Below are 2,500 nucleotides of genomic sequence, written 5' to 3'. Positions count from 1 at the left end.
GGCAGCGACCTACTCTCCCGCGTCTTGAGACGAAGTACCATCAGCGCTGGAGCGTTTCACGGCCGAGTTCGGAATGGGATCGGGTGCAGCCGCTCCGCCATAACCACCAGGTCGGCAAAACGCACGTTATATCGAGAAGCTGTTTTTTCGTGCCAAGGCGACGTTTGTGTTTTGCTTACGGGCGTAAGCCCGCAAGCGCGACTGCGCGTCGCCGGTTTTCCGGCGCCCTCGCGGAGCATAGGCCCTGTAAGGGCCGCTCATGCGTGAGCGCTGGTCAGATCATCGTGTTTCACGATGAGCATAAGGAATGAGAACGATCAAGCCGATCGAACTATTAGTACCGGTAAGCTTCAAGCGTTGCCGCTCTTCCACACCCGGCCTATCAACGTGGTCGTCTTCCACGGTTCTCAGGGAATACTCGTTTTAAGGTGGGTTTCCCGCTTAGATGCCTTCAGCGGTTATCCCGTCCGGATATAGCTACCCTGCTATGCGGCTGGCGCCACAACAGGTCCACCAGAGATCCGTCCATCCCGGTCCTCTCGTACTAGGGACAGATCCTTTCAATATTCCTACACCCACGGCAGATAGGGACCGAACTGTCTCACGACGTTCTGAACCCAACTCACGTACCGCTTTAAATGGCGAACAGCCATACCCTTGGGACCTGCTCCAGCCCCAGGATGCGATGAGTCGACATCGAGGTGCCAAACAACCCCGTCGATATGGACTCTTGGGGGTCATCAGCCTGTTATCCCCGGCGTACCTTTTATCCGTTGAGCGATGGCCCTTCCACGCGGGACCACCGGATCACTATGACCGACTTTCGTCTCTGCTCGACTTGTCAGTCTCGCAGTCAGGCAGGCTTATGCCATTGCACTCAGCGAACGATTTCCGACCGTTCTGAGCCCACCATCGCGCGCCTCCGTTACTCTTTAGGAGGCGACCGCCCCAGTCAAACTACCCACCATACATTGTCCCGGACCCGGATAACGGGCCGCGGTTAGACATCCATAGTAATAAGGGTGGTATTTCAAGGGTGGCTCCACCTGAGCTGGCGCCCAGGTTTCAAAGCCTACCACCTATCCTACACATGCCACTACGAATGCCAATGTAAAGCTATAGTAAAGGTGCACGGGGTCTTTCCGTCTAACCGCAGGAACCCCGCATCTTCACGGGGAATTCAATTTCACTGAGTCTATGCTGGAGACAGCGGGGAAGTCGTTACGCCATTCGTGCAGGTCGGAACTTACCCGACAAGGAATTTCGCTACCTTAGGACCGTTATAGTTACGGCCGCCGTTTACTGGGGCTTCGATTCAGAGCTTGCACCCCTCCTCTTAACCTTCCAGCACCGGGCAGGCGTCAGACCCTATACGTCGTCTTGCGACTTCGCAGAGCCCTGTGTTTTTGATAAACAGTCGCTACCCCCTGGTCTGTGCCACCCTCCTCTACTTGCGTAGAAAAGGGTCACGCTTCTTCCGAAGTTACGCGTGCAATTTGCCGAGTTCCTTCAGCATAGTTCTCTCAAGCGCCTTGGTATACTCTACCTGACCACCAGTGTCGGTTTCGGGTACGGTTTATAAGGAGGAGCTATTTCCTGGAACCGCTCCGCTGCCCGTTCAATCCGATAAGATTGGACAACTTGTGCGATCCGTCACTACCTCCAAGCCCACGAATATTAACGTGGTTCCCATCGACTACGCGTTTCCGCCTCGTCTTAGGGGCCGGCTAACCCTGCTCAGATTAGCTTTAAGCAGGAACCCTTGGTCTTTCGGCGGGGGAGTCTCTCACTCCCCTTACGTTACTCATGTCAGCATTCGCACTTCTGATACCTCCACCACCCCTCACGGGTATGGCTTCGTCAGCTTACAGAACGCTCCGCTACCGCTTGGCCCTTGCGGACCAAACCCTAAGCTTCGGTGTATGGCTTTAGCCCCGTTACATTTTCGGCGCAAAGACCCTTATTTAGACCAGTGAGCTGTTACGCTTTCTTTAAATGATGGCTGCTTCTAAGCCAACATCCTGGTTGTTTTGGGATCCTCACATCCTTTCCCACTTAGCCATAACTTGGGGACCTTAGCTGTAGGTCAGGGTTGTTTCCCTTTTCACGACGGACGTTAGCACCCGCCGTGTGTCTGCCGACTAGTACTCCCAGGTATTCGGAGTTTGGTTAGGTTTGGTAATCCGGTGAGGACCCCTAGCCCATCCAGTGCTCTACCCCCTGGGGTATTCGGTCGACGCTCTACCTAAATAGATTTCGCGGAGAACCAGCTATTTCCGAGTTTGATTGGCCTTTCACCCCTAGCCACAAGTCATCCCGAACTATTGCAACAGTTATGGGTTCGGTCCTCCAGTAAGTGTTACCTTACCTTCAACCTGCTCATGGCTAGATCACTCGGTTTCGGGTCTAATGCGACGAACTGAACGCCCTGTTCAGACTCGCTTTCGCTGCGCCTACACCTAGCGGTTTAAGCTTGCTCGTCACACTAAGTCGCTGACCC

At 54.4% G+C, this 2,500-nt stretch carries 2 rRNA genes (both running past the window's edge); both read right to left on the bottom strand.

Annotated elements, in window-relative coordinates:
* A 5S ribosomal RNA gene (gene rrf, locus NKH35_RS15395) occupies window positions 1-111 on the bottom strand; it reaches 4 nt to the left of the window's first position.
* A 202-nt stretch (window positions 112-313) separates the two neighbouring features.
* A 23S ribosomal RNA gene (locus NKH35_RS15390) occupies window positions 314-2,500 on the bottom strand (it continues 615 nt past the right edge of the window).

It is taken from the genome of Mesorhizobium sp. M1143, assembly GCF_040318435.1.
Lineage (GTDB): Bacteria > Pseudomonadota > Alphaproteobacteria > Rhizobiales > Rhizobiaceae > Mesorhizobium.
This window is presented reverse-complemented; position numbering and strand designations above follow the sequence as displayed.